General features: G+C 68.9%; 18 protein-coding genes. 13 read left to right on the forward strand and 5 right to left on the reverse strand.

Translation table 11 applies throughout. The features are described 5' to 3' along the window. The 4 genes from moaB to IEX88_RS04195 form a co-directional block, all read right to left on the reverse strand. Positions 1-543 (reverse strand): molybdenum cofactor biosynthesis protein B, encoded by a 543-nt coding sequence (moaB, locus tag IEX88_RS04180; RefSeq protein WP_188849337.1) that lies wholly within the window; start codon positions 541-543, stop codon positions 1-3. After that, a complete protein-coding gene (locus IEX88_RS04185; RefSeq protein WP_188849338.1) occupies positions 540-1,472 on the reverse strand; it encodes a 4-(cytidine 5'-diphospho)-2-C-methyl-D-erythritol kinase in 933 nt (310 codons plus the stop codon). Before IEX88_RS04185 ends, moaB begins: the two co-directional genes overlap by 4 nt. A 2-nt stretch (positions 1,473-1,474) precedes the next feature. Next, the gene (locus IEX88_RS04190; protein ID WP_244639827.1) at positions 1,475-3,328 is read right to left on the reverse strand and encodes a tetratricopeptide repeat protein; all 1,854 of its coding nucleotides are present in this window, start codon (positions 3,326-3,328) and stop codon (positions 1,475-1,477) included. Between the two features lie 179 nt (positions 3,329-3,507). Then, positions 3,508-4,521, reverse strand: a complete 1,014-nt coding sequence (locus IEX88_RS04195; RefSeq protein ID WP_188849339.1) for a polyprenyl synthetase family protein — start codon at positions 4,519-4,521, stop codon at positions 3,508-3,510. Positions 4,522-4,799: 278 nt separating this feature from the next. Between IEX88_RS04195 and IEX88_RS04200 the strand changes: the two genes are divergently transcribed. From IEX88_RS04200 to IEX88_RS04255, 12 genes are all read left to right on the forward strand, one after another. Continuing rightward, complete coding sequence (locus IEX88_RS04200) at positions 4,800-5,021, forward strand: putative signal transducing protein (RefSeq protein ID WP_188849340.1); 222 nt, start codon at positions 4,800-4,802, stop codon at positions 5,019-5,021. A gap of 14 nt (positions 5,022-5,035) precedes the next feature. Continuing rightward, complete coding sequence (locus IEX88_RS04205) at positions 5,036-5,872, forward strand: tRNA1(Val) (adenine(37)-N6)-methyltransferase (RefSeq protein WP_244639828.1); 837 nt, start codon at positions 5,036-5,038, stop codon at positions 5,870-5,872. 118 nt (positions 5,873-5,990) lie between these two features. Further along, on the forward strand, positions 5,991-6,866 hold the full coding sequence (locus IEX88_RS04210) for a S49 family peptidase (RefSeq protein ID WP_188849341.1): 876 nt from the start codon (positions 5,991-5,993) through the stop codon (positions 6,864-6,866). A 209-nt stretch (positions 6,867-7,075) separates the two neighbouring features. Next, positions 7,076-7,258: a hypothetical protein gene (locus tag IEX88_RS04215; RefSeq protein ID WP_244639829.1), complete on the forward strand. Its 183-nt coding sequence runs from the start codon at positions 7,076-7,078 to the stop codon at positions 7,256-7,258. Between the two features lie 112 nt (positions 7,259-7,370). Further along, positions 7,371-8,333: a glycine--tRNA ligase subunit alpha gene (locus IEX88_RS04220; RefSeq protein ID WP_188849343.1), complete on the forward strand. Its 963-nt coding sequence runs from the start codon at positions 7,371-7,373 to the stop codon at positions 8,331-8,333. 86 nt (positions 8,334-8,419) lie between these two features. Then, the gene (ypfJ, locus tag IEX88_RS04225) at positions 8,420-9,313 is read left to right on the forward strand and encodes a KPN_02809 family neutral zinc metallopeptidase (protein WP_188849344.1); all 894 of its coding nucleotides are present in this window, start codon (positions 8,420-8,422) and stop codon (positions 9,311-9,313) included. Positions 9,314-9,513: 200 nt separating this feature from the next. Then, the gene (locus tag IEX88_RS04230) at positions 9,514-9,948 is read left to right on the forward strand and encodes an endonuclease domain-containing protein (RefSeq protein ID WP_188849345.1); all 435 of its coding nucleotides are present in this window, start codon (positions 9,514-9,516) and stop codon (positions 9,946-9,948) included. A 47-nt stretch (positions 9,949-9,995) separates the two neighbouring features. Then, positions 9,996-12,278, forward strand: a complete 2,283-nt coding sequence (gene glyS / locus IEX88_RS04235; RefSeq protein ID WP_188849346.1) for a glycine--tRNA ligase subunit beta — start codon at positions 9,996-9,998, stop codon at positions 12,276-12,278. 380 nt (positions 12,279-12,658) lie between these two features. After that, complete coding sequence (locus IEX88_RS26775; RefSeq protein ID WP_244639830.1) at positions 12,659-14,206, forward strand: glycoside hydrolase family 25 protein; 1,548 nt, start codon at positions 12,659-12,661, stop codon at positions 14,204-14,206. 382 nt (positions 14,207-14,588) lie between these two features. Further along, entirely contained in the window at positions 14,589-15,554 is a 966-nt protein-coding gene (locus IEX88_RS04245) for an L-threonylcarbamoyladenylate synthase (RefSeq protein WP_188849347.1), read from the forward strand. 48 nt (positions 15,555-15,602) lie between these two features. Further along, positions 15,603-17,033, forward strand: a complete 1,431-nt coding sequence (locus IEX88_RS04250) for an FAD-binding oxidoreductase (RefSeq protein WP_188849348.1) — start codon at positions 15,603-15,605, stop codon at positions 17,031-17,033. 173 nt (positions 17,034-17,206) lie between these two features. Next, entirely contained in the window at positions 17,207-17,788 is a 582-nt protein-coding gene (locus IEX88_RS04255) for a DUF6101 family protein (protein ID WP_188849349.1), read from the forward strand. 42 nt (positions 17,789-17,830) lie between these two features. Here the strand turns inward: IEX88_RS04255 and ubiA are convergent, their stop codons facing one another. Beyond that, complete coding sequence (ubiA, locus tag IEX88_RS04260) at positions 17,831-18,835, reverse strand: 4-hydroxybenzoate octaprenyltransferase (RefSeq protein ID WP_188849350.1); 1,005 nt, start codon at positions 18,833-18,835, stop codon at positions 17,831-17,833. Between the two features lie 125 nt (positions 18,836-18,960). Here ubiA and purD point away from each other — a divergent pair, with 125 nt between their 5' ends. Next, positions 18,961-20,232 (forward strand): phosphoribosylamine--glycine ligase, encoded by a 1,272-nt coding sequence (gene purD / locus IEX88_RS04265; protein WP_188849351.1) that lies wholly within the window; start codon positions 18,961-18,963, stop codon positions 20,230-20,232. The last annotated feature ends 28 nt before the right edge of the window (positions 20,233-20,260 follow it).

The raw sequence follows: 20,260 nt of genomic DNA on the forward strand, positions 1-20,260 counted from the left end.
TCAGACCGCCTTGGCGCCGCGGCGCAGGTGCTCGTCCAGCCGCGGCATGATCTCGACGAAATTGCAGGGGCGGTGACGATAGTCGAGCTGCGCGGCGAGGATCAGGTCCCAGGCGTCGCGGCAGGCGCCCGGCGAGCCCGGCAGGACGAAGACGAAGGTCGTCTGGATCAGCCCGCCGGTCGCGCGCGACTGGATCGTCGAGACGCCGATCTTCTCGAACGAGACGCGGTGGAAGATCGCCGAAAACCCCTCCATGCGCTTGTCGAACAGCGGTTCCAGCGCCTCCGGCGTGACGTCGCGGCCGGTGAAGCCGGTGCCGCCGGTGGTGATCACCACGTCGATGCCGGGATCGCCCGTCCATCCCAGCACCGTCGCCCGGATCGCCTCGATGTCGTCGGCGACGATCGCCCGATCGGCCAGATGGTGGCCGGCCGCCGTCAGCCGCTCGGAGAGGGTCGCCCCGGACTTGTCGTCGTCGAGGCTGCGGGTATCGGACACGGTCAGCACTGCGATCGACAGGGGAACGAAGGCACGGTCGGTCATGTCTGGAAATCCTCGGGGTCTGCCGGCCTCAGCCGGGTCTGCATCACCCAGTAGTCCGGATGCTGCCGGGCCATGATCTCGGCCGCTCGGCTTGCCGCGGCCGACGAGGCGAACAGGCCGAAGACCGTCGCCCCCGATCCCGACATCCGGGCGAAGGCGGCGCCGGCTTGGGCGAGCGCCGCTTCGATCGCCGCGATCGGCGGCGCGAGCTGTCCTGCCGGCGCGGCCAGATCGTTGCGGCTTGCCTGGAGATAGTCGACGAGCGCCGCGAGCGAGGCAAAGCCCGCGGCCGGTACCGGCGGCAGCGGCGGGTTGCTCCGGCACGAAAGCTGCCGGAACACCGCGGGCGTCGAAACGGCGAGACCGGGATTGACGAGCAGGCAGTCCACGGCGGGGAGGCGGCGGAGCGGCGAGGAGATCTCGCCGAGCCCTTCCACCAGCGCGGGGCAGCCGTCGAAGCACATCGGCACGTCGGCCCCCAGCGCCAGTGCCGCGGAGCGCAGGCTTTCGCGGCAGCGGGGGAAGAGGTCGGCGACGATGCGCAGCAGCGCAGCGGCATCGGCCGAGCCGCCCCCGATGCCGGAGGCCACCGGCAGTGATTTTTCCAGATGCAGAGCGAGCGGCGGAAGCTCTTCGCCGGACGCATCGACGATCGCGCGGGCCATGCGCCCCGCCTTGACGAGAATGTTTTCCTCCGCCGCGCCGTCGCTCAGCGCGTTTGCGAAGCGGCCGGAAAGCGTCAGGCCGTCGAGCTCGGCCGGGCGGACGGTCAGGCCATCGCCCGCCTCGGTGAAGGCGACGAGGCTGGAGAGCGTGTGATAGCCGTCGGCGCGCTGCCCGGTTACGTGCAAAGCGAGATTGAGCTTGGCCGGCGCCGTCGCGTGCCATTCCGGCGTGCTCACCGGAACAAAGCGGGACGCGCCGTCCATCGTCAGTTCGGGGTCACGGCCGGTGCAGTGGGCGCGGCGGTGGGCGCACCGTCGCCTGCCGGGTCTGCCGCGGCGACGCCCGCCTTGGTCGGCTCGCCGTTCTTCATCTCCGCCTTGCGGTCGTCCTCCGGCAGCCCGTTCTTCAGCTTGGCCTCGATCTTCTCCACCTCGGCCGCCTCGGGCTTGGGAATGCCGACCAGGGCCCGGCTCCACTGGAACTCCGCCTCGCGGGTGCGGCCGACGCGCCAGTAGGCGTCGCCGAGATGGTCGTTGATCGTCGGGTCGACGGGATTGATCAGCACCGCCCGCTCCAGCTGCTCCACGGCGTCGTCATAGCGCGCCAGGCGGAAATAGGCCCAGCCGAGCGAATCGATGATGTAGCCGTCGTTCGGCCGGAGATCGACGGCGGTCTTGATCATGCCGAGCCCCTTTTCGAGGTTCCGGTTCATGTCGACCCAGGAATAGCCGAGATAGTTCAGCACCTGCGGCTGGTTCGGCGAGAGCTCGAGCGCCTTGTTGAAGTCGGGCTCGGCCTTGTCCCACTGCTTCAGCCGCTCGTGCGCGATGCCGCGCTGGTAGTAGAGGTTCCAGGTCTCCTGCTTCGTCGGGACGGCGATCTCCACGGCCTTGTCGAGCGCCTTGGCCGCCTCGGCATAGTCCTTGTCGGCAGACAGCACGTCGGCGAGCGCCAGATAGGACTGGAGATTGTCCGGATAGTCGGCCACGGCCCGGCGCAGGTGCTGCTTGGCCGCGTCCTTCTTCTCGGAATACCAGAGGTCGAGCCCGGTCTGCAGATCCGCCGTGCGCCGCAGCGCGGAATCTGCGGGGATGTCGCGGTAGTAGGCGATGGCGTCGTCGAAACGCTTGCTGCGTTCGGCAATGCCGGCAAGGGCCGTCAGGAGGCTCGGATCCTTCGGCGCAAGGGCACGCGCCAGCTGGAAATAGAGCATGGCGACCTGCTGCCCGTCGCCGCGGTTGATCGCCTGGCCGAGAATGTAGAGCGTCTCGGCCGCGCCCTCGCGCACGTCGGCGATCGCGGGGCTGAGCGTCTCGCCCTTTTCGAGCTTGGCCTTCAGGAAGGTCAGCGGATCGTAATTGGCGGCCAGTTCGAGGCCGGTGTCGAGCGCCGCCAGCGCCGCATCCTTGTCGCCCGCCTGCGATTCCAGCCGCGCCAGCGCCTCGGCGGCGGCGAGATAGGCGTCGGGCGAGGTCTGGGCATTGGCCTTGTCGGCCAGAATGTTGCCGAAGAAGCCGCGGGCCACGTCGTTGCGGCCGGCAAGGCTGGCGATCAGGCCGGCCTGGAGGTTGTTGAAGATCGGGTACCATTCCGCCCCGTCGAGTTCCCGGATCCGCGACAGCGCGTCGTCGACCCGCTTGTCGCCGGCATCCGCCCAGGCAGAAAGATGGGCGAGCAGCAGCCCGTCGAGGTCGCTCGGATCGAGGATGTCGAACTCGGCGATGGCCGGCGCGTACTGTCCCTTGCGCAGCATGTCGACGCCGAGCGCGATCCGCGCGACCTTGCCGGCATCGGGCGATTCGCGAAGCTTGGCGGCGAGGTCGACGCCGTCTTCGAACTGGCCGGCGGCGAGATAGGCGAACATCGCCTCCTGCTGCAGCATTTCCGAGGTCGGGTCGATGTCGAGCGCCTGGCCGAAATAGCTGGTGGACGCCTTCAGGTCACCGTCGAGCTGGGCCGACTTGGCGGCGAGATAGGCGCCCGAGAGCGACTGGATGAGCGGCGGCAGAGGCTGCGGCGCGGCCGCCTCGGTCCCAGCCGCCAGGCCCGCCGACGGCATCATCGCCGCGCCCGACAGGGCCAGGAGGAACGCGATCGGGAAAATCCGCTGAGTCTGCACGATGAAATCCTCTCTTCTGCGGCGCTCGCCCCGACCGGTGCGTCCGGAAAGGTCGACGCACGGGCGGAGCGATGGCGGCGACGGGTGCCGCCAGGCCGCAATCGCTCTTAGTTTCTCAATGTCTTGCCAGAATGACCAGATTGCGGCCACGGCGCCAGATTGCGCCGGCTCCGCTGTCGTCAGTTCACCCGGTCGATGCAGAAGGCGACGACGTCGAGCAGCGCCGTGCGACTGGGCGAGGCCGGCAGCGCGCTGGCCGCGCCGAACGCCTTTTCGCCGAACCCGCGCGCCCGCGCCACCGTCGCCTCCAGTGCGCCGTGCCGTTCCAGCAGGCGTTTGGCCTCGAGCAGCGCCGCATCGTCGTTCTCGCCACCCTCCAGCGCACCGCGCCAGAACGCCTTTTCCGCCTCGCTGCCGCGCTGGTGCGCGAGGATCACCGGCAGGGTCAGCTTGCCCTCGCGGAAATCGTCGCCGGTGTTCTTGCCGAGCGCCTGGGCGGTGCCGCGATAGTCGAGGACGTCGTCGACGAGCTGGAAGGCGAGACCGAGGTTGAGGCCATAGGCGCGCATCTGCGCCTGCGCCTCGGGGCCGGCCTCGGCGAGCACGGGGCCCACCTCCGTCGCCGCGGCGAACAGCGCCGCCGTCTTCGCCTCGATCACCTTGAGATAGTCCGCCTCGCCGGTCGTCATCCGCTTGGCCGCCGAAAGCTGCCAGACTTCGCCCTCGGCGATGACGACGGAGGCGGTGGAGAGAATGCGCAGCGCCGACAGCTCTCCGACGTCGACCATCATCCGAAAGGCCTGGCCGAGCAGGAAATCGCCGACGAGGACGCTCGCCTGGTTGCCCCAGATCATCCGCGCCGACTGCTTGCCGCGCCTCAGATCGCTCTCGTCGACGACATCGTCGTGCAGGAGCGTCGCGGTGTGCATGAATTCGACGCTGGCGGCGAGCTTCACATGATCGCTACCGCGATAGCCATAGGCCAGCGCCGAGGCGATGGTCAGCATCGGCCTGAGGCGCTTGCCCCCCGAGGAGATCAGATGCTCGGCGATCTCGGGGATCAGCGCCACGTTCGAACCGGCCATCGCCAGGATCATAGCATTGACCTCGCCCATGGCCGGCGCCGTCAGCGCGACGATGGCGTCGATCGAGGCCTTCGAGGATGTCTCCCGGACGGGACTGGCAACACTCACGAGATTCACTCCGTTCAATGGTCGGGACTAAACACGGGGACGCGTGGGCGGCAAGCCGGAAGATGGCGCGCCGGACGCCGAGTGGAAGGGTCGAGGGGTCCTCGCCCGTCTCGACGCGGGCCGCATCGGGACACGCCGTGGCGCCGCGGACGGAGCAGGGATTGCTGCGGCGCCGGCCAAGATGCGATGATCGCGGTTCGGCGGCCCGTCTGTGGAGGGGCCGCATCCGGCGCGGCCTCTGCCCGCAAGGCCGGAAGACTGGAAGGTTGGTAAGCCCGATGATCGAACTGATGCGCTCCAATGACGCGGTCCTGATTTCCTTTGTCGACGCGCTCCTGAAGGATGCCGAGATCGGCCATTTCGTCGCGGACGCGCATATGAGCATTCTCGACGGCTCGATCGGCGTCCTGCCGCGTCGGATCATGGTGGAGGCCGACCGGCTGGACCAGGCGCGCCGCCTGCTGCGCGACGCCGAGCTCGGCCACGAGCTGTCGCGCTAAGCGGGGAGGGGGCCGTGCCGCTGCCGGACCTGGCACCCGATGCGGTCGGTGAGGGGCGGGCGGCGTCGGCGGAGCCTGCGGCCGAGACCTCGGTCGACAGTTTCTATGCCGGCCGTTTCCACCTCGTGCAGCCGCAGGGGCAGGGTTTTCGCGCCGGGCTCGACGCGCTGCTCCTGGCCGCGAGCCTGCCGGCGGGCCGAGGCGGCACCGCCGTGGATCTTGGTGCCGGGGCCGGGGCCGTCGGCTTTGCCGCGGTGGCGCGCTGTCCGGCCCTGGCGATGACGCTGGTCGAAAACAATGACGTGATGGCGGCGCTCGCGCGCCGGTCGGTGGCGCTCCCCGGCAATGCGGCGCTGGCGCCGCGGCTCCGCGTCGTCGAGGCCGACGTCCTCGGACGACGGGCGGCGCGCGAAGCGGCGGGGCTCGCCGATGGCGACTATGCCACGGTCGTGACCAACCCGCCCTTCCATCCCCCCGGCGGCCGCGCCTCGCCCGATGCGCTGCGCCACGCGGCGCGGGCGGCGACGAACGAAGACTTTCTCATCCGCTGGATCCGTTCCGGCGCGGCCCTGCTCGCCCATGGCGGCCTGTTTGCGATGATCGCCCGGCCCGACAGCCTGGCCGATATCCTGAACGCCTGCGAGCGGCGCCTCGGCGACATCCGCCTCCTGCCGGTGCACGCCCATGCCGGCGCTCCGGCGATGCGCCTGCTCTTGCACGCCCGCAAGGGCTCGCGGGCGCCGCTGTCGCTGCTGCCGGGCCTGGTGCTGCACGGCGCGGACGGCGGCCTGACGGCGGCGGGAACCGGCATCGGAACGGGAGACGCCACGATCGATCTCGGCCTCGCCTGAGGCCGCGTCCTCGCCGGCAGTTCCCGCGGTGACACCGCTTCCGCCTCGCCGGGCAATTGCGCGGACGCGGCGGGTGCCTACATGGAGGCTCCGGATCCTCTTCCCGAAAGCAGACGCCTTGGCCTTTCCGCTGCAGAAATATCTCCCCAAGCGCTTCCGCTCGGATGCGATCATCGTCCCGGTGGTGCGGCTGAGCGGCACGATCATGGCCTCGTCCGGGCCGTTGCGGCAGAGCCTGTCGCTGGCGGGCGTCGCCGGTGCGCTGGACAAGGCCTTTGCCGTGAAGAAGGCGCCGGCGGTGGCGATCCTGGTCAATTCGCCCGGCGGCTCGCCCGTGCAGTCGCGCTTGATCTACCAGCGCATCCGCGATCTCGCCGCCGAAAAGAACAAGACCGTGCTCGTCTTCGTCGAGGATGTCGCGGCCTCCGGCGGCTACATGATCGCCTGCGCCGGCGACGAGATCATCGCCGATCCCTCCTCGATCGTCGGCTCGATCGGCGTCGTCTCCGGCGGCTTCGGCTTCGTCGACATGATCCACAAGCTCGGCATCGAGCGCCGCGTGCACTCGACCGGCGAGAACAAGGCGCGGCTCGATCCCTTCCAGCCGGAGCGGCCGGAGGACATCGCCCATCTCCTGGCGCTGCAGGCCGAAGTGCACGAGACCTTCATCGACCTCGTCAAGGCGAGCCGCGGCGATCGCCTCGTCGACGATCCCGATCTCTTCACCGGCCAGTTCTGGTCGGGCAAACGCGGCCTCTCGCTCGGTCTCGTCGATGGTCTCGGCGATCTGCGCGCGGTCCTGCGCGAGCGCTATGGCGTGAAGGTGAAGCCGACCCTGGTGCAGCCGAACCGCGGCCTCTTCGGCCGACGGCCGGCGACCGGCATCGGCACCGCGGGCGGCATGCTCGATCCCGCCCGCATCGGCGCGGGGGCTGCCGAGCAGCTCGCCGTGATGGCCGAGGAGAGACTCGCCTGGGCGCGCTTCGGTCTCTGATCGGTGGCGCAGGCGCCGCACGCGGTGCCCTTGCCGCCAGGCCTCCGGCACCGCAAACGGGCATCCCGGTCGGGCTATGCGGCTTGGGGTATATCGCCGCACGCGGGAACCGTCCGCCCGGATCCGGCGTATCGAAGACGCAGCACCTGTGCTCTACTGGCTCCTTCCCGCGGCCCCATTGATTGCACTCCGTTACGATGGTCGATCTGATGCCCCAATTCCTGCTTCTCGGCTTCGTCGGGGCTGCGGCCTACTACGGCTTCAAGCGGCTGAAGGATGACGCGCTGCGCCTATCCGAGCGCAGCCGCAGAGCCGAGGCCGAGCAGCGCACCGGCGCACAGGGGACCCTGGTGCGCGGCGACGACGGAATCTACCGCGTCAAGAAGGACTGATCCGGCCACCCCGGGACTGGCGCGTCCGCCCCCGCGCTTGACGCTCCCGGCCCGTCATGGCACCTCGCCCGCATCCGTGGCGCCGGCCGGCGCCCGCACCGAGAGCCCCGATATGTCCGACCTGCCGCCGCATATGCGCCCCGAGCGCTCCTTCCAGGCGCTGATCCTGACGCTGCACCGCTACTGGGCCGACTATGGCTGCGTGATCCTGCAGCCCTACGACATGGAGGTCGGCGCCGGCACCTTCCATCCCGGCACGACGCTGCGCGCGCTCGGGCCAAAACCCTGGAACGCCGCCTATGCCCAGCCCTCGCGCCGCCCCAAGGACGGCCGCTACGGCGAGAACCCGAACCGGCTGCAGCACTACTACCAGTACCAGGTGATCCTGAAGCCGAACCCACCGAACCTGCAGGAGCTCTATCTCGGTTCCCTGAAGGCCATCGGCATCGACACCGCCCTCCACGACATCCGCTTCGTCGAGGACGACTGGGAGAGCCCGACGCTCGGCGCCTGGGGTCTCGGCTGGGAGTGCTGGTGCGACGGCATGGAAGTCTCGCAGTTCACCTATTTCCAGCAGATCTGCGGCATCGAATGCGCGCCCGTCGCGGGTGAACTGACCTACGGCCTCGAGCGTCTGGCGATGTACGTGCAGAACGTCGACTCCATCTATGACCTCAACTTCAACGGCCGCGAGGGCGAGGAGAAGGTCACCTATGGCGACGTCTTCCTGCAGGCCGAGCAGGAATATTCCCGCTACAATTTCGAGCACGCCGACACCGCCGTCCTGCTGCGCCATTTCGACGAGGCCGAGGCCGAATGCCGGGCGCTGCTCGCCGCCGGCGCGGCGAGGCCGGACGCCCGGGAAGGGCGGCACCTGATGGCGCAGCCCGCCTATGACCAGGCGATCAAGGCGAGCCACGTCTTCAACCTGCTCGACGCCCGCGGCGTGATCTCCGTCACCGAACGCCAGAGCTACATTTTTCGCGTCCGCACGCTGGCGAAGGCCTGTGGCGAGGCGTTCCTGGCCACCGAGGGCGGCGGCTTTGATTATCGGATGCCGACGCAGGCTGCCTGAACTAAGCTCGCTCTTATTACTGCCGCCACGGCACCAAAGCCTGCCAGCCGCGTTGCGGTGCGGGACATCATGAGGAGCATGCATCCATGCGTTGGACAGGTCGGCGGCAGAGCGACAATATCGAGGACCGTCGCGGCGGTGGCGGCGGCTTCGGCGGCGGTGGCATGCGGACGCCGATCCGCGCCGGGCGCGGCGGCGGCCTGGGCCTCGTCGGCTTGATCATCGTCGGCGCGGTCCTGTGGTTTGGCTTCGGCGTCAACCCGATGTTCCTGTTCGGCATGGACGGCGGCAGCCAGACCCAGCAGTCGCAGACAGCGAGCGGCCCTGGCGTGCAGGGCACGTCTGACAAGACGGACGATTTCGTCGCCACTGTCCTTGCCGACACCGAGGACGTCTGGACCAAGCGCTTCGCCGATGCCGGCGAGCAGTATCCGGCGCCGACCCTTGTCCTGTTCAACAATTCCATCGCCTCGGCTTGCGGCAATGCGAGTTCGGCGAGCGGGCCGTTCTACTGTCCCTCGGACCAGAAGCTCTACATCGACCTGTCCTTCTTCCGGCAGCTGAAGGATCAGCTGAATGCCGGCGGCGATTTCGCCCAGGCCTATGTCGTGGCGCACGAGGTCGGCCACCACATCCAGAACATCACCGGCATCCTGCCGGCCTTTGACCAGGCTCGGCGGGGCGTCGGCGAGGCCGAGGCCAACGCCCTGTCGGTCCGCATCGAGCTGCAGGCCGACTGCTATGCCGGCATCTGGGCGCACGACACGCAGGCCGCGGGCTATGTCGAAGCGGGCGACATCGACGAAGCGCTGAACGCCGCCGAGCAGATCGGCGACGACACGCTGCAGAAGGCGAGCCAGGGCTATGTCGTGCCCGACAGTTTTAACCACGGCACCTCGGCGCAGCGCCAGACCTGGTTCAGGCGCGGCTTCGAAGAGGGCAGCGTCGCAGCCTGCGATACGTCGCAGGGCGACATCTGAGGCATGACGAAAATGGCAGTCCTGGTAGGGCGGCGGCGCTCGCCCCCCTCTGGCCTGCCGGCCATCTCCCCCTCGAGGGGGGAGATCGGCTTGTCGCAAAGGGTGACGCTCCTGATCTCCCCCCTTGAGGGGGAGATGCCGGCAGGCAGAGGGGGGCGCGACACCCTCGACTTTTCCAACAGCCGGCAGACAGCTTCTCCATGGCGCTGACTCGCCTGCAGTTGAAGGCGCAGCGCGCGCGGCGCGCCGTCGACAGCACCTCGACGGGTCTGGAAGACCTGCTCTGGCCTTCTCTCCGAGCCATTCCCGGCGAAGGCCAGCATTTCCGCCGCCAGGTCCGCATCGGCGCCTATCTCTGCGACTTCGTCTCGCAGCCGCTCGGCCTGATCGTCGAGCTCGACGGGGCCCAGCACCACACCCCGCACCAACTCGCCAAGGATGCGGCGCGCGATGACTGGCTGGCCGCACAAGGAATTCACGTGCTGCGCTTCGCCAACGCCGCGGTGCGCGCCGATCCGGCCGCCGTTCTTGACAGCATCCGCGCCGTGGTCGAAGAGCGGCGCAGGCTGCCGCGCCGCGATGTGCCGGAGCCGGCGCCCGCGCCGGGCAAGCGCTGCCCGCGACCGAAACGATGAGGCCGTCCGCCGGCCGGAAAGCCCTTTTCTGAAGGGTGGAGAGACCGATGCCCGACCTTCTGATCGAACTGCGCTCCGAGGAGATCCCCGCCCGCATGCAGCGCAAGGCGGCGGGCGACCTGAAGAAGCTGGTCACCGACGGTCTCGTTGCCGCCGGCCTCACCTATGAGGGCGCGCGAGAGTACTGGACGCCGCGCCGCCTCACCCTCGACATCCGCGGCGTCGACGCCCGCTCCAAGGACCAGGTCGAGGACCGCAAGGGCCCGCGCACCGACGCGCCGGCCAAGGCGATCGAGGGATTCCTGAAGGGCGCGGGCCTTTCGTCGATCGAGGAGGCGCATGTCCACTCCGATCCGAAGAAGGGCGATTTCTACGTCGCGCATATGCGCAAGCCCGGCCAGGCGGCGGAGGACATCGTCGCCGAACTGATGCCCAAAATCATCCGCGAGTTCCCCTGGCCGAAATCCATGCGCTGGGGCAAGGCCTCGCGCGAGCCGGGAAGCTTGCGCTGGGTGCGCCCGCTGCAGTCGATCCTCTGCACCTTCGGCCCCGAGACCTCCGAGCCGGTCGTCGTCGACTTCGAGGTCGGCGGCATCCGCTCCGGCAATCTCACCTACGGCCACCGTTTCCACGCGCCGGACGCGATCAAGGTGCGGCGCTTCGACGATTATGTCTCGAGCCTCGAGCGCGCCTACGTCGTCCTCGACGCCGACCGCCGCAAGGACATCATCCGCACCGACGCCGAGCACCTCGCCTTCGCGCAGGGGCTGGAAGTCGTGCCGGACGAGGCGCTGCTGGAGGAGGTTTCGGGCCTCGTCGAATGGCCCGTCGTCCTGATGGGCACTTTTGAGGAAGCGTTTCTCGCCATCCCGCCGGAAGTCGTGCGCCTCACCATCAAGACCAACCAGAAATGTTTTGTCACCCGCGCGCCCGGCGCCACGGGCCTGTCGAACAAGTTCGTCCTCGTCGCCAATATCGAGGCCTCCGACGGCGGCGCCGAGATCGCCCGCGGCAACGGCAAGGTCGTCCGCGCCCGGCTCTCCGACGCTTTGTATTTCTGGCAGACCGACCAGGCGGACCTCCCTGACATCGCCGGTCTGCAGGCCTCCGCGGAAAAGCTCGGCCTCGACCTGTCGAAGCCGCTCGACCAGCGCATGGCGAAACTCGACGCCCTCGGCGTCACCTTCCACGCCAAGCTCGGCACGCAGGGCGCCCGCGTCCAGCGCATCGCCGCTTTGGCCCAGACGATCGCGCTGATGGTCGGCGCCGACCCGGCGCTGGCGAAGCGCGCCGCACTCCTCGCCAAGGCCGACCTCACCAGCGAGGCCGTCGGCGAGTTCCCCGAGCTGCAGGGCCTGATGGGCCGCTACTACGCGGCGCTGCAGGGCGAGCACCCGTCCGTGCAGGCGGCGATCGAGGAGCATTATCGCCCGCAGGGACCGGGCGATGCGGTGCCGACCGATCCGGTCGCGGTTACGGTGGCTTTGGCGGACAAGCTGGACACGCTGGTGGGGTTCTGGGCGATCGACGAGAAGCCGACGGGGTCGAAGGACCCCTATGCGCTGCGGCGCGCGGCCTTGGGCGTGATCCGGATCGTGCTGGATCGTGCGCTCGAGTTCCATCTTGGCCAGGTCGTTGCGGATGCCGACCTTCTCGCCTTCTTCCACGACCGCCTGAAGGGCCAGCTGCGCGACCAGGGCGCGCGGCACGATCTCGTCGATGCGGTGCTGTCTGGTGTGCAGGACGGGAAAGCATCGATCTCCCCCCTTGAGGGGGAGATGCCTGGCAAGGCAGAGGGGGGTAGCGACGCTTCCGTTTCGTCTGCAACGCTTGGTGCCACGACACCCCCCTCTGGTCTGCCGACCATCTCCCCCTCAAGGGGGGAGATCGGCCAATCTGATGCCGTCAATGACGACCTCCTCGACATCACCCGCCGCGTCGAAGCCCTCGGCGCCTTCCTCGCCAGCGAGGACGGCACCAACCTGCTCGCCGGCACGCGCCGCGCCGCGAACATCCTCGCCGCCGAGGAGAAGAAGGGCACGCGCATCGCCGGAAACGTCGACCTCGCGCTGCTCGCCGAGCCGGAGGAGAAGCTGCTCGCCGCCGCCATCGACCGCGCCGAGCTGGAACTGGCCGCCGCGCTCCGCGCCGAGCACTACGGCCAGGCCATGGGCGCGCTGGCGAGCCTGCGCATCCCCGTCGACGCCTTCTTCGAAAAGGTGCTGGTCAATGCCGAGGACGAGGGATTGCGTGCCAACCGTCTGGCGCTCCTCACCCGCATCCGCGCCGCGACCCGGCAGGTGGCGGACTTTTCGAAGATCGCCGGCTGACGGCGGCAAGACGATCCACCCCATCCGGGCGAGACGGCCGCTCCGGCTGTCGTCTCGCCATCGGGCCGATCGCCCGTTTTCTGCCCCAATGTGGCGAAATCGCACCAAAACTGCGCGGCAGAGACGCGAAATTTTCCCGTCCAAACGTTTTTTCGGGCGCGAGGTCAGTTTCACGCAAGATGGGAAACAGCTATCCTTTTCAGTTGATTAACCATCCAATCGCAGAAATTATCACGTAATATTTCGAATTGTTGCGTGATGTGATCAACTCTGCCCGGAACCTGCCCGATTGCACCGTCATGAAGTCTCCAGCCGCCAAGGGGTAACGGGCTCGTTCGCGAGACCCGCAAGACGACAGCGACGACGAGGGGAAGTTCTGAATGCCGGTCATGCGCGCCGCCTTTGCGGCAGCCATCACGCTCGCCTGTGCACTGACTGCCGGGCTGATCCTGATCTCTGCCGACGAGGCCAACGCCGCCTGGGACAAGCCATGGAAGGACGAGGACCGGGCTCTGGTCATCGACGCCTACGAGTTCAATCCGATCGACTGGAAGGAACTCACCTCCGACAAGCGCATCGCCGGCTTCATCAACAAGGCGTCCGACGGCCTGCCGCCGGAATGGGACTGCAGCGGCAAATCGGGCGACGAGGCGCTGCTCTGCAAGAACCGCTGGTGGAAATACACCGTCACCAAGGAACTCTACCTCACCCGTCGCCTGATGGCGAAGACGCTGGGTCTGAAGTGGGGCGCCTACCATCTCGCCCGCCCCGGTAATCCGCGCGAGCAGGCCGATCACTTCATCGATTTCGCCGAGCCGGAGGCGGACGACCTCATCGCCATCGACATCGAGGACAACACCGACGAGTGGATGTCGCTCGAAGATGCCGAGATCTTTTCCAACCAGATTTTCATCCGCACCGGCCGCTATCCCGTCCTCTACACCAACGGCTCCACCGCCAAATGGATCTCCGACTACAAGGAGACCTACCCGCTGCTGTCGCGCCTGCCGCTCTGGTACGCCCGCTACCGCGAGGACATCACCGGCCTCTTCCCCGAGACGACCTGGCCGAGTTACGCGCTCTGGCAGTTCTCCTCGATGCACAACTGCTCGAAGTCCGAGTGCCCCTACCGGGTGAAGGGCGCCAAGAACGACATCGACGTGAACGTCGCCTCGATGGACGTCGACAGCCTGCGCGCCGCCTGGCCCTTCAACGAACTGGTCCGCCCGCTGGACGAGCCGGAGGCGCCGACGCTCCTGGCCGAGCTGAAGCAGAAGGCCGGACGGGCAATCGGCTCGCTCGTCGGCGACCTGTCGCTGATCGGCGAGACGCGCACGGCGAAGTCGGCCGCGCCGGCGCCGACGCCGCCGGCAGCGGCGGCGAAAGTCGCCGATGCCGACGCCAAGCCTGCTACCCGATCGGCCGCGATCGGCGGCGATGCCACGCTTCTGGCAGCCTACGGCCCTTCCGGCCACCCCGCCGCCCGGATCGATCCCTTGCAGCTCCTCACTGAACTGGCGCGCCATCCGGAGGCGCCTAGTCACGCCGCATCGCCGCGGGCTGCCCTCCGCACGATTTCGCCTGGCCAGCCGGCCCAGGCTGCCGGGCTGGGGGTTTTTGGTGGGCTGAAAGACGAAATGCAGCGCGTGGCAGCCATCGTCCCCGAGGCGGGCGACGCCGTGACCGCCATTCCCCCCGCGCCGGCGCTCGGCGAGACCGGGAAGTCGCGCCTGCGCCTGTGGTTGCGGCAGGCCAATGACGATCTCAAGGCCTCGCAGGCCTCGCAGGCCGCACCGGCGGAAGAGGTCGCCTCGGCCGCGCCGGCCGCCGGCCGCGGGCCGCGCCTGGTCGCCTCACGGCCAGCGGGCCTCCCGGTCGGACCGGCCCTCGATCAGCGGATCGCGACGGCCTTCCTGTCCACGCGCTGAAGGCGCCGATGCCGGCCGGCCGAGCGCGTGCCAGCGGTGCGCAGGCCGGCGCCTTTGCCGCGTCCGCCGAGGCGGAACAGCCGTAGGACCGTCTTCGCTCCGTCCGGCCAGGCGTGACGCCGCAGCCCGATGGGAAATTCGGGTCGCAAGAATTATTTTCCGCTGGCACGGAACCATCGACCGCGTCGAGCGCTTTGATGAACTGAGCGCCCAGCATTCACTGCCGCACCAAAGATCTGCTCCCCTCGGATCTTTCGTGCGCCGGCGCCGAGAGAGCGTCCAGTTCCCCTCTGGACGTCATCATAAAGAGGAGCAGCGGCCACCCCCCCCTCGGGCCGCTGCTCCTTTTTGCATTTTCGGGCCGATGTCGGCACAAGGCGGCATGGCCCGTCTCGTTTCCTCCCAATCACCCGAAGCCGTCGCTGACGCCGTAGCCGTGCTTCTGGCCGGCGGTCTTGTCGCGATTCCCACCGAAACCGTCTATGGCCTCGGCGCCGACGCGACCCAGGGCGCCGCCGTTGCCGCGATCTTCGAGGCCAAGGGCCGGCCGCGCTTCAATCCGCTCATCTGCCACGTCTGCGACAGGGCGATGGCCGAGGCCACGGGCGTCTTTGATCCAGTGGCGCGCCGGCTGGCCGACGCGTTCTGGCCCGGCCCCCTGACCATCGTGCTGCCCCTGGCGGCGGAAAGCGGTATCCACCCCCTGACACTCGGCGGCCTGACGACGGTGGCCTTGCGCATGCCGCAGGGAATCGCCCGCGACGTCATCGCCGGCGTCGGCCGCCCGGTCGCCGCGCCGAGCGCCAACCGCTCGGGCAAGGTCAGCCCGACGACGGCGGCCCATGTCGCACGCAGCCTCGGCGACCGGATCGATCTCATCCTGGATGCAGGGCCGGCCGTGGTCGGGCTGGAATCGACGATCGTCATGCCGGTGCCGGGAAAGATCGTACTGCTCCGCGCCGGCGGCATCACCGCGGACGACATCGAGGCCGCCCTGGGGCTCGCCGTCGTCCGGCCGGAGGCCGGCGCCGCCATCCAGTCTCCGGGGCAACTGGCCTCGCACTACGCGCCGCATGGACAAGTTCGGCTCGACGCGCTGTCGGTCCGGCCCGGGGAGTGGCTCCTGAAGTTCGGACGCCGGGCGGTGGAAGGGGAGGGCGCCGCCGCCGGCATCATCGACCTCAGCCCCGCGGGCGACCTTCGTGAAGCGGCCTCGAACCTTTTCGCCGCGCTGACGCTGCTCGACCGGCCCGATGTTGCCGAGATCGCCGTGATGCCGATTCCCGAAACCGGCCTCGGCGAGGCGATCAACGACCGCCTGCGCCGGGCGGCGGCCCCGCGCGGCTGATCCCGGGCGACCTCGACGGAACCCGGCGCCTGCGTCTATTCTAGCCGCATGAACCACGCTCCCCCTCTCCCCGCCACCGACGAGACCATCGCGCGTTTTGCGACAATCGTCGGCGAAACCCATGCGCTCCGCGCGCCCGACCTCCTCGCCCCCTACCTCACCGAGCCGCGCGACCTGTTCAAGGGCCGCACGCGCCTCGTGCTGCGCCCGGATTCGACGGCGGAAGTTGCCGCGATCATGAAGCTCGCCAGTGAGACGCGCACGCCGATCGTGCCGCAGGGTGGCAATACCGGCCTCGTCGGCGGCCAGTCGCCGCGCTCCGAGGCCGAGATCGTCCTGTCGCTGTCGCGCATGAACCGGATCCGCGATGTCGACGCGGTCGGCCGCACCATGGTGGTCGAGGCCGGGACGATCCTGGCGAATGTCCAGGCGGCGGCCGACGAGGCGGGCCTTCTGTTTCCGCTGTCGCTGGGGTCGGAAGGGTCCTGCGAGATCGGCGGCAATCTCTCCTCCAATGCCGGTGGCACGTCGGTGCTGGCCTACGGCAATGCTCGGGACCTGTGCCTCGGCCTCGAGGCGGTGCTGCCTTCCGGCGAGATCCTGCCGGGCCTCAGGCGCCTGAAGAAGGACAATCGCGGCTACGACTGGAAGGACCTGCTGATCGGTGCCGAGGGCACGCTCGCGGTGATCACCGGCGCCGTGCTGAAGCTTTTCCCCAAACCCGCCGGGCGCGAGGTCGCCTATGTCGGCCTGAGATCACCGGAAAAGGCGCTGCGCCTCCTCGGCCGCGCCGAGGCGCGGGCCGGGCGGCAGCTGACCGCCTTCGAGTTGATGGGCCGGCGCGGGATGGAGTTCACCCTTCGCCACACGCCGGGCGCGCGCGATCCGCTGTCCTCTGCCCATGCCTGGTATCTCCTCGTCGAAATCTCCTCGCAGCGCTCGGCCGAGGATGCCCGCGAGACGATGGAGGCGATCCTTGCCGCCGCGCTGGAAGAGGCGCTGATCGAGGATGCCGCGATCGCGCAGTCGCTCGCCGACGCCGCCACCTTCTGGAAGATGCGGGAGGCGATGAGCTGGGCACAGAAGCCGGAGGGCGGCTCGATCAAGCACGACGTCGCCGTGCCCGTCGCCCGCGTGGCCGAATTCCTGGCGGCGGCCGACGCCGCCGTCCTGACCGCGATTCCCGAGGCGCGCATCGTCGCCTTCGGGCATCTCGGCGACGGCAACATCCACTACAACATCTCGCAGCCGCTGGGCGCCGACAAGGCGGCCTTCCTCGCCCGCTGGACGGAAATCAACGCCATCGTCCACGGCATCGTCGACGGGATGGACGGCACCTTCTCCGCCGAACACGGCATCGGCCAGTTGAAGCGGCTGGAGCTCGCCCGCACCAAGAATTCGGTCGAAATGGCGCTGATGCGCAGCCTCAAGCAGGCCCTTGATCCTTACCAGATCCTCAACCCTGGAAAGGTCGTTTAAAACTCTATTCAAGTCTTCAATTCATTAGCCCTGTGAATAGTGACAATCACTTAACTGCCTTTCTTAGCCCGACTGCAAGAAGGGAGCTGTAGTGTCAGCTTATCAAAAGGCCGGGAGACATCGGTCAAGGCGACCCGGTTCGAGGTCGCGACAGACACACAGAGGCGCCCATCATGAACACTGCCATCAACGCCGCTTCTTCCAAGCCGGAATGGGCGAAAATGCCGATCCGCCTCGACCCGGCGGCCGCCGACCGCAAGCAGAGCTACGAGCTCGTCGACGACGGCGAGCGGGTCAGCTACCGCGTCGACCGCCGTGGCGCCGTCATCGGCCGGGTTCTGCAGAAGTCCGGCCTGCCGATGTCGATCGCGCTGCCGCCCCGGGCCTTCAAGGGCGTCGCCGCCCGGGCGATGGAGAACGAGGCCGGCGAGGTCACGGTCACGCTCGAGCTGTTCCACGAGGACGCCAAGCTCTGCGTTCCCCTGCTCGTCGCCTCCGACCTCTTCGACGTCGCCGCCGACTGGCGCGGCTGGGCGGACCTGTTCAACCTGCCGATGCTGATGGTGGAGGCCAGTGGCGCCGTGACGCCACTGGAGGAGACGCTCGGCCAGCTGCGCGCCGCCCGCACTGCGCCGCGCCGGGCCAGCGCCAGCGCCCACCGGGCCCGCCGGCCGCGCTTCCTCGCCCGCCGCAAGCCGGGTGGCCTCGGCATGCGAATGGTCATCTCCGGCACCGAGATCATCGCCCGCCACTGATCCCTCGCGGGTCCGCCGGTCTCGTCCGTCCGGCTCCCGCGGTCAGGCCGCCAAGGGAAACAGCAGCGACCAGAGGCCGGAAAACACCAGGCCGAAGAACAGGATCCAGCCGAACAGATTGTTCGACTTGAACAGCGACAGGCACTGGTCGGGATCATCGATGTCGAGCATCAGGATCTGCCACAGCATGTGCGCGGCGCCGATGGCGAGCCCGAGATAGGCCGGCCAGTGCGGGCCGGTGACCGGGCCGGTGGTGAGATAGGCGAGAGCGAAGCAGGCCAACGCCGCGCCATAGAGGACGACCAGCGCCGGCCTGGTCTTGTCGCCGAACAGCCGGGCGGTCGAGCGCACGCCGACCAGGGCGTCGTCGTCCTTGTCCTGATGCGCGTAGATCGTGTCGTAGCCGATCGTCCACAGCACGCTGCCGGCATAGAGCAGCACCGGCGCCAGGGCCAGCGAGCCCCAGACCGCAGCCCAGCCCATCAGCGCGCCCCAGGAAAAGGCGAAGCCGAGCCCGAGCTGCGGCCAGTCGGTCACCCGCTTCAGGAAGGGGTAGACGGCGACGACTCCAAGCGAGGCCATTCCGAGCAGGATGGCGAAGGTGTTGAACTGCAACAGCACGAGCAGGCCGACCAGCGCTTGCGCGACGAGGAAACGCCGGGCGCTGGCGCGGCTGATGCGCCCGGACGGCAAGGGCCGCGAGCGCGTGCGCGCCACCTTGGCGTCGATCGTCTGGTCGACGAGGTCGTTGTAGGTGCAGCCGGCGCCGCGCATCGCCACGGCGCCGACCAGGAACAGGATCAGGTGCCAGAGATTGGGCAGGCCCGTGGTCGCCGCGCCCGGCAGCATCGCCTGCGGTGCCAGCGCCGCGGACCACCAGCATGGCCACAGGAGCAGCTGCCAGCCGATCGGCCGGTCCCAGCGGGCCAGCTGCGCATGCGGCCATAGCCGTGCCGGCAGGATCCTGTAGACCCAGTTGTCGGACGGAGCGTCCGAAACGCGATCCTGCGCTGGATCGCCGGCAAGGCTGTCTCTCGAATGCGGCATAGATGCCAAGTTGACCCGAAAGCCGCCGCCGTCAAGATGAAACCGGTGGCTTCGCTCGCCGCGCCCTTGACCCGGCGCCCTCCGCCCCCGTAATCGCCGCAACAATGGAAATGGACGGGTGCCCGATGACGACGAATGTTCTCCTGATTGGCGCCGGTGGCCGCGAGCATGCTCTGGCCTGGAAGATCGCCCAGTCGCCCGAGCTCGGAACGCTGTACGCCGCGCCGGGCAATCCCGGCATCGCCGCGCATGCGCAACTCGCCGATCTCGACATATCAGACCATGTGGCGGTCGCTGCCTTCTGCACCGACAGGGGCGTCGATCTCGTCGTCGTCGGACCGGAGGCGCCGCTCGTCGATGGCATCGCCGACGCGCTGCGGGCGCACGGCATCGCCGTCTTCGGCCCCTCCGCCGCGGCAGCCCAGCTGGAAGGCTCGAAAGGCTTCACCAAGGATCTCTGCCGGAAGATGGGGATCCCGACGGCCGATTATGCCCGCTTCTCCGACGCCGAGGCCGCCAAGGACCATGTGCGCCGCGAGGGCGCGCCGATCGTCGTCAAGGCCGACGGGCTGGCCGCCGGCAAGGGCGTCACCGTGGCGGAGACCGTCGAGCAGGCGCTCGCCGCCGTCGACGACTGCTTTGCCGGGGCGCCTGCCGGCAGCGAGGTGGTGATCGAGGAATTCATGGAGGGCGAGGAGGCGAGCCTCTTCTGCCTCGCAGACGGCGACAGGGCCGTGTTCTTCGGCACCGCGCAGGACCACAAGCGCGCCTTCGACGGCGATGTCGGCCCGAACACCGGCGGCATGGGTGCCTATTCGCCGGCGACGGTGATGACCGAGGCCCTGACCGAGCGCGCGATGGCGGAGATCATCGAGCCGACGCTCGCCGGCATGCGCGCGGCCGGCACCCCCTTCCAGGGCGTCCTCTATGCCGGCCTGATCCTGACGACGGAGGGGCCGAAGCTGATCGAATACAATGCCCGCTTCGGCGATCCGGAGTGCCAGGTGCTGATGCTTCGCCTGAAGAGCGACCTCCTGCCGATCCTCCGACAGGCGGCCGAGGGCGATCTTTCGGGCTGCCGGCCCGAATGGCACGAGGATCCGGCGCTCTGCGTCGTCGTCGCGACCTCCGGCTATCCCGGCAGCTATCCCAAGGGCAGCGAGATCCGGGCGCTGCCCGCGGACGACGACCGCGCCATTGTCTTTCACGCAGGCACGCGGCGCGCGGGCGAGAAACTTGTGGCCGATGGCGGGCGCGTCCTCGGCGTCACCGCCTCGGGCGCCAGCGTCGGCGAAGCCGCGGTGAAGGCCTATGCCGCTACGGCGGAGATCGACTGGCCCGAGGGTTTCTGGCGCACCGACATCGGCCGGCGCGCGATCGAGCGCGAGGAAGGCTGAGGCCGGCCGGCGGGAACGGTCGCTGCGG

Source organism: Aureimonas glaciei, from assembly GCF_014643375.1.
In the GTDB taxonomy this organism is placed as follows: domain Bacteria; phylum Pseudomonadota; class Alphaproteobacteria; order Rhizobiales; family Rhizobiaceae; genus Plantimonas; species Plantimonas glaciei.

Coding starts and splice junctions, on each gene's coding strand:
- IEX88_RS04200 (WP_188849340.1), top strand. CDS start 4,800: ATGATCGAACTGATGCGCTCCAATGACGCGGTCCTGATTTCCTTTGTC.
- IEX88_RS04220 (WP_188849343.1), top strand. CDS start 7,371: ATGTCCGACCTGCCGCCGCATATGCGCCCCGAGCGCTCCTTCCAGGCG.
- glyS (WP_188849346.1), top strand. CDS start 9,996: ATGCCCGACCTTCTGATCGAACTGCGCTCCGAGGAGATCCCCGCCCGC.
- IEX88_RS04255 (WP_188849349.1), top strand. CDS start 17,207: ATGAACACTGCCATCAACGCCGCTTCTTCCAAGCCGGAATGGGCGAAA.
- IEX88_RS04245 (WP_188849347.1), top strand. CDS start 14,589: ATGGCCCGTCTCGTTTCCTCCCAATCACCCGAAGCCGTCGCTGACGCC.
- ypfJ (WP_188849344.1), top strand. CDS start 8,420: ATGCGTTGGACAGGTCGGCGGCAGAGCGACAATATCGAGGACCGTCGC.
- IEX88_RS04185 (WP_188849338.1), bottom strand. CDS start 1,472: ATGGACGGCGCGTCCCGCTTTGTTCCGGTGAGCACGCCGGAATGGCAC.
- purD (WP_188849351.1), top strand. CDS start 18,961: ATGACGACGAATGTTCTCCTGATTGGCGCCGGTGGCCGCGAGCATGCT.
- ubiA (WP_188849350.1), bottom strand. CDS start 18,835: ATGCCGCATTCGAGAGACAGCCTTGCCGGCGATCCAGCGCAGGATCGC.
- moaB (WP_188849337.1), bottom strand. CDS start 543: ATGACCGACCGTGCCTTCGTTCCCCTGTCGATCGCAGTGCTGACCGTG.
- IEX88_RS04230 (WP_188849345.1), top strand. CDS start 9,514: ATGGCGCTGACTCGCCTGCAGTTGAAGGCGCAGCGCGCGCGGCGCGCC.
- IEX88_RS26775 (WP_244639830.1), top strand. CDS start 12,659: ATGCCGGTCATGCGCGCCGCCTTTGCGGCAGCCATCACGCTCGCCTGT.
- IEX88_RS04215 (WP_244639829.1), top strand. CDS start 7,076: ATGCCCCAATTCCTGCTTCTCGGCTTCGTCGGGGCTGCGGCCTACTAC.
- IEX88_RS04250 (WP_188849348.1), top strand. CDS start 15,603: ATGAACCACGCTCCCCCTCTCCCCGCCACCGACGAGACCATCGCGCGT.